At 70.0% G+C, this 6,304-nt stretch carries 7 protein-coding genes; 6 read left to right on the top strand and 1 reads right to left on the bottom strand.

All coding sequences use genetic code 11. From position 1 onward, the window contains the following. Positions 1–265 precede the first annotated feature (265 nt). Entirely contained in the window at positions 266–1,411 is a 1,146-nt protein-coding gene (gene hppD, locus ABT360_RS10905; RefSeq protein WP_351813658.1) for a 4-hydroxyphenylpyruvate dioxygenase, read from the bottom strand. 122 nt (positions 1,412–1,533) lie between these two features. Between hppD and ABT360_RS10900 the strand changes: the two genes are divergently transcribed. From ABT360_RS10900 to ABT360_RS10875, 6 genes are all read left to right on the top strand, one after another. Next, positions 1,534–2,001, top strand: coding sequence for an Lrp/AsnC family transcriptional regulator (locus tag ABT360_RS10900; protein WP_351813670.1), 468 nt, complete (start codon positions 1,534–1,536; stop codon positions 1,999–2,001). A 15-nt stretch (positions 2,002–2,016) separates the two neighbouring features. Then, positions 2,017–2,664 carry an ABC transporter permease gene (locus ABT360_RS10895; RefSeq protein WP_351813656.1) on the top strand — a complete coding sequence of 216 codons (648 nt, stop codon included), beginning with the start codon at positions 2,017–2,019 and terminating at the stop codon, positions 2,662–2,664. After that, positions 2,657–3,874, top strand: a complete 1,218-nt coding sequence (locus ABT360_RS10890) for a betaine/proline/choline family ABC transporter ATP-binding protein (protein ID WP_351813654.1) — start codon at positions 2,657–2,659, stop codon at positions 3,872–3,874. The genes ABT360_RS10895 and ABT360_RS10890 overlap by 8 nt, the downstream gene beginning before the upstream one ends. Further along, entirely contained in the window at positions 3,871–4,662 is a 792-nt protein-coding gene (locus ABT360_RS10885; RefSeq protein WP_351813652.1) for an ABC transporter permease, read from the top strand. The genes ABT360_RS10890 and ABT360_RS10885 overlap by 4 nt, the downstream gene beginning before the upstream one ends. Continuing rightward, entirely contained in the window at positions 4,659–5,633 is a 975-nt protein-coding gene (locus tag ABT360_RS10880) for a glycine betaine ABC transporter substrate-binding protein (protein ID WP_351813650.1), read from the top strand. The genes ABT360_RS10885 and ABT360_RS10880 overlap by 4 nt, the downstream gene beginning before the upstream one ends. Positions 5,634–5,714: 81 nt before the next feature. Next, positions 5,715–6,302, top strand: a complete 588-nt coding sequence (locus tag ABT360_RS10875; protein ID WP_351813648.1) for an ArsR/SmtB family transcription factor — start codon at positions 5,715–5,717, stop codon at positions 6,300–6,302. The last annotated feature ends 2 nt before the right edge of the window (positions 6,303–6,304 follow it).

The raw sequence follows: 6,304 nt of genomic DNA, 5'->3' as shown, positions 1-6,304 counted from the left end.
GGCTCGCCCCCGGGCCCTGCCGGCCCCGCGCCCCCCCGCCCCCCCCCCGGGGCGGCCGAGCGCCACGTCTGCTGCCGCCCCGGCGCGCTCGGCCGGGGGTGGGGGCGGGGCCCCTCCGGGCTCGTCTCCTCGCGGTCGGCGGGGGGCGCCCGCCCGCAGGACGGTGCCCCCGTCGCCGCCACCCGCTGCGGGGACGACCCTGCACGGCCCCGCCCCGGCCGCCGTGCGGCTGCGGGAGGTGCGGGGCCGAGGCCTGGGCGGAGGGTTACAGGTTGCCGCGCTTCGCCTGCTCGCGCTCGATCGCCTCGAACAGGGCCTTGAAGTTGCCCTTGCCGAAGCCCATCGAGCCGTGCCGCTCGATCAGTTCGAAGAACACCGTCGGCCGGTCCTGCACCGGCTTGGTGAAGATCTGCAGCAGGTACCCGTCCTCGTCGCGGTCGGCGAGGATCTTCAGCTCGCGCAGCTCGTCGATCGGGACGCGCGTGTCGCCGACCCACTCGCCGAGCGTGTCGTAGTACGAGTCCGGGACGTCGAGGAACTGGACGCCGGCCGCGCGCATGGTGCGGACCGTCGCCACGATGTCGTTGGTGGCGAGGGCGATGTGCTGGACGCCGGGGCCGCCGTAGAACTCCAGGTACTCGTCGATCTGCGACTTCTTCTTCGCGATCGCCGGCTCGTTGATCGGGAACTTGACCTTCTTGGTGCCGTCCGCGACGACCTTGGACATGAGCGCGGAGTACTCGGTGGCGATGTCGTCGCCGACGAACTCCTTCATGTTGGTGAAGCCCATGACCTTGTTGTAGAAGGCCACCCAGTCGTTCATCCTGCCGAGCTCGACGTTGCCGACGCAGTGGTCGATGGCCTGGAAGGTGCGCTTGGCGGGCGGCTCGACCATCGGCTTGGCGGTGACGTACCCGGGCAGGTACGGGCCGTCGTAACCGGAGCGGTCGACGAGGGTGTGGCGGGTCTTGCCGTACGTGGCGATGGCGGCGAGGACGACCGTGCCGTGCTCGTCCTTGAGCTCGTACGGCTCGGTGAGGCCGGTCGCGCCCTGCTCGACGGCGTACGCGTACGCCTTGCGGGCGTCCGGGACCTCGATGGCCAGGTCGATGACGCCGTCGCCGTGCTCGGCGACGTGCTCGGCGAGGAAGCGGCCCCAGTCGGTGGACGGCTTGATGACGGAGGTGAACACGAAGCGCGCGGCACCGTTCGTCAGGACGTAACTGGCGGTCTCGCGGCTGCCGTTCTCCGGTCCGGAGTAGGCCACCAGCTTCATGCCGAAGGCCGTGGAGTAGTAGTGCGCGGCCTGCTTGGCGTTGCCGACGGCGAAGACGACCGCGTCCATTCCCTTCACCGGGAAGGGGTCGGCCTGCCGGGCGGTGTCGGGGGTGTGGGAGATGGTCTCAGTCATGGCGGCAGACTCTCTCCGTTCTGCAAGGTGCGCAATAGTTCGCGTGGAGGCTGGGCAATCTGACCAGTGGGTGGGCAGTATGGTCGGGCGTTCTGTACAGGATGACCACCCCGGAGGCCGTCATGGCGATCGATCATCTGGACGGCAGGCTCATCGCCCTGCTGGCGCGCGAGCCGCGCATAGGCGTCCTGGAGGCCTCGCGCCGGCTGGGCGTGGCGCGCGGCACGGTGCAGGCGCGGCTGGACCGCCTTCAGTCGAACGGAGTCATCCGGGGCTTCGGGCCGGATGTGGACCCGGCGGCCCTGGGGTATCCGGTGACGGCCTTCGCGACGCTGGAGATCAAGCAGGGGCAAGGCGCCGACGTGCGGGAGCACTTGGCGGGCGTACCGGAGGTCCTGGAGCTGCACACGACGACCGGGCACGGGGACATGCTGTGCCGGCTGGTGGCCCGTTCGAACGCGGATCTCCAGCGGGTGATCGACCGGGTTGTCGGTTTTGATGGCATCGTGCGGGCGTCCACGGCGATCGTCATGGAGAACCCCGTGCCCCTGCGGATCATTCCGCTGGTGGAGCAGGCCGCGGAGGAGTAGCGGAAGGGAGCGCGCGTGGGCTTCTGGGAGTACGTGGCCACTCGGCACCAGCAGTTGCTCACGGACGCGTTGCAGCACGTCAGCGCCGTCTTCCAGTGCATGGTGATGGCCACGGTGCTGGGCGTGGCGCTCGCCCTGGCCACGTACCGCACCGGCTGGGCGGGGAACCTGGCGATCACGTCCACGGCGACGGTGCTGACCATTCCCTCGCTGGCGCTGATCGGTCTGCTGATCCCGGTGGTGGGGCTCGGTGTGCCGCCCACGGTGATCGCGCTGGTGCTGTACGGGCTGCTGCCGATCGTGCGGAACGCGATCGTGGGGCTGCGCGGTGTCGACCCGGCGCTGGTGGACGCCGCGAAGGGCATCGGGATGTCCCCGGCCGCCCGGCTGGCGCGGGTGGAGCTGCCGCTGGCGTGGCCACCGATCCTGGCCGGCATCCGGGTGTCGACGCAGATGCTGATGGGCATCGCCGCGATCGCCGCGTACGCCTCGGGGCCGGGGCTCGGCAACGAGATCTTCCGGGGGATCGCCTCGCTGGGCAGCGCCAACGCGATCAACCAGGTGCTTGCCGGGACGCTGGGCATCGTCGTCCTCGCGCTGCTCTTCGACGCCGCCTACGTGCTGCTGGGGCGGTTGACGATTCCGAGGGGGATCCGTGGCTGAGGCTTCGGGCGCGAGCATCGAGCTGGAGAACCTCTCCAAGCGCTACCCGGGCAATCCGAACCCGGCCGTGGACGACGTCTCGATGGAGATCAGGGCCGGGGAGACGGTGGTCTTCGTGGGGCCGTCGGGGTGCGGCAAGTCGACCACCCTCAAGATGATCAACCGGTTGATCGAGCCGTCGTCCGGGCGGATCAGGATCAACGACGAGGACGTCACCTCCATCGATCCGGTGAAGCTGCGCCGGAAGGTCGGGTACGCGATCCAGTCGTCGGGGCTCTTCCCCCATATGACGGTCGCGGAGAACATCGCCCTCGTACCGAGGATGGTGGGCTGGTCGAAGGCGAAGGTGCGCGACCGGGTCGAGGAGATGCTGGACCTGGTCGGGCTGGACCCGCGCGAGTTCCACGGCCGCTACCCGCGCCGGCTCTCGGGCGGCCAGCAGCAGCGGGTGGGCGTGGCGCGTGCGCTGGCGGCCGACCCGCCGGTGCTGCTGATGGACGAGCCGTTCGGGGCCGTGGACCCGATCACCCGGGACCATTTGCAGGACGAGCTGATCAGGCTCCAGCACGAGCTGCACAAGACGATCGTGTTCGTCACCCACGACTTCGACGAGGCGATCAAGCTGGGCGACCGGATCGCGGTGCTGCGCGAGCGTTCGCACATCGCGCAGTTCGACACGCCGGAGGCGATCCTCACCAACCCGGCGGACGACTTCGTGTCCGGGTTCGTGGGCGCGGGCGCGGCGCTGAAGCGGCTCAATCTCACCCGCGTACGGGATGTGGAGATCGCCGACTTCCCGACGGTCTCGGTGGACGACCCGCTCCAGACGATCTTCAACCGGCTGCGCGGCGGTCTGCACAACGAACTGCTGATGCTGGACCGGCGCGGCCGCCCCTACAAGTGGCTGCGGCGCGGCGACCTGATGCGGGCGAAGGGCTCCCTGGCGCGGGCCGGGCAGCTGGTGCACGACACGGTGACGCGGGACGCGACACTGCACGACGCGCTGGAGGCGGTGCTGCTCGACTCGGCGGGGCGGGTGGCGGTCACAGGCCGGCGCGGCGAGTACATCGGGGTCGTGGACATGGAGACGCTGATGAACTCGGTGCACGAGATGCTGGAGGCGGACCGGCTGGCCGCGATCGAGCACCAGCACGACCTGGAGGAGATGCGCCACCACCGCACCGAGGCGGAGCTGGAGGGCGGCCAGTGACGTACGAGGTCGATCAGGAGGCTCCGGCGCCGCCGTCGGGCCCCGTACGAAGACGGCGCGTCCCGTGGCGGAAGCTGGTGGTCGTGCCGGCCGTGCTGGCCGTGGTGCTGGTGGTGACGTACGTCTGGATCGCGAACGCCCGGCTGGACGCGATCGCCGAGAACTCGCTGGCGGGCGGGAATGTGCAGCTGCGGCTGTGGCAGCACGTGAAGCTCACGGCGATCTCCACCTTCTGGGTGCTGCTCATCGCCGTCCCGCTCGGCATCGCCCTGACCCGGCGCGGCCTGAGCCGGGCGGCACCGGTCGCGACGGCCGTGGCCAACGTGGGCCAGGCGACCCCCGCCATCGGTCTGCTGGCGCTGCTGGTGATCTGGCTGGGCATCGGGCCGTCGACCGCGATCACCGGCATGGTGATCTATGCCGTGCTGCCGGTGCTGTCGAACACCGTGGCCGGACTGCGTGCCATCGACCCCCAGCTGGTGGAGGCCGCGCGGGGCATCGGGATGTCGGCGGTGGGCAGGCTGGCGCGGGTCGAACTGCCGTTGGCCGTACCGCTGATCCTGGCGGGGGTGCGCACGGCGCTGGTGCTCAATGTCGGTACGGCGACGCTGGCGACGTTCGGCGGTGGCGGCGGGCTGGGGGACCTGATCACGTCGGGCATCCAGACGCAGCGGATGGCGGTGCTGGTGCTGGGTTCCGTCCTGACGGTGGCGCTGGCGCTGCTGGTCGACTGGCTGGCGTCGCTGGCCGAACTGGCGCTGACGCCGCGCGGGCTGGGGGCGGGGTGAGGCGATACGCGTACGGGCTGGTGGCGCTGGTCCTGGTCGGCGCGGGGCTGTCCGGCTGCGGGCTGAAGAGCGGCTCCCCGATGGCCGACGACGTCCTTCCGGGGTCGGTGGGACGCGGACAGCCGCTGAAGGGCGCCTCGTTGACGGTCACGTCGAAGAGCTTCAGCGAGAGCATCGTCCTCGGCCACATGATCGGGCTGGTCTTCAAGGCGGCGGGCGCGGAGGTGCTGGACCGGACGAACCTGCCCGGTTCCATCAGCGGCCGCGAGGCGATCGTCAAGGGGGACGCGGACGCGATCTACGAGTACACGGGCACGGCGTGGATCACGTACCAGGGCAACCAGAAGCCGGTCGTCGACCCGCAGGCGCAGTGGCGGGCGGTGCGGGACACGGACGTACGCAACGGCGTCACCTGGCTGCCGCAGTCCACCCTCAACAACACGTACACGCTGGCCATCAACAAGCGGAACAATGCCAGGTACCGGCTGCGCACCCTGTCGGACGTGGCCGAGCTGGCGCGCAAGGACCCGTCGGCGGTGACGCTGTGCGTGGAGAACGAGTTCGCGTCCCGGGAGGACGGGCTGCCGGGCATGCAGAAGGCGTACGGGATGTCCATCCCGGCGGCCAACATCCGCAAGATGGACGCCGGGATCATCTACACGCAGGTGGCGGAGTCGGGGGCGTGCCTGCTGGGCGAGGCGTACACGACGGACGGCCGGATCGAGGCGATGGACCTGGACACGCTCGCGGACGACAAGCGGTTCTTCCCCAACTACAACGCGGCGCCGTCGCTGCACTCGGCGACGTACGAGAAGTATCCGGCGATCGCGGGCCTGCTGAACCCGCTGAGCGCGCGGCTGAACACGGCGGTGGCACGGGAGTTGAACGCGCGGGTGGACGTGGGCGGGGAGGATCCGCACGAGGTGGCGAAGGAGTGGCTGGTGGAGGAGGGGTTCATCAGGGAGGGGTGACGGGTTCCGGAGACCGGGTTCCAAAGACTGGGTTGCAAAGAAGTGGTTGCAAGGTGTTCTTTGCAACTCTACGATGGAGGCATGCCCGAGCCCGAGAACCAGCCCGGCCGTCCGCCGGGCCACGAACTGGACCCCCGGTCCCTGCGCGGCCTGGCCCATCCTCTCCGGATGCGGCTGCTCGGCGCCCTGCGCCGGCACGGCCCCGCCACCGCCTCCCAACTGGCCGAGCGACTCGGCGAGTCGAGCGGCTCCACCAGCTACCACCTGCGCCAGCTGGCCGCGTACGGGTTCGTCGAGGACGACCCCGAGCGCGGCAAAGGACGTGAGCGGTGGTGGAAGTCGGCGCACTACAGCACGCACTTCAACGCCGAGCTGTACGACGACGACAGTCCGGACACCCGCGGCGCCGTCAGCGTCTACCTCCACGAGGTCGCAGGCATCCACACCCAGGAACTGAACACCTGGATCGGCACCATGCGGGACTGGCCCTCGGAATGGGCCAAGAACGCGGACCTGAGCGACTTCACGCTACGACTCGACCCCGAGCAACTGCACGAGCTGGACGAGAAGCTGCATGCGCTGATCAACAGCTACTCCGCCGTCGAACCGGGCGAAGGCGCCGCCCGCGTACGGGTCCACCTCCACGCCTTCCCGCAGCGGAACGACTGAAG

Origin of the sequence: Streptomyces sp. NPDC000229, assembly GCF_040300825.1 — a bacterium.
Lineage (GTDB): Bacteria > Actinomycetota > Actinomycetes > Streptomycetales > Streptomycetaceae > Streptomyces.
The sequence above is the reverse complement of the archived record's forward strand: the minus strand, read 5'-3'. Positions and strand labels throughout refer to the sequence as shown.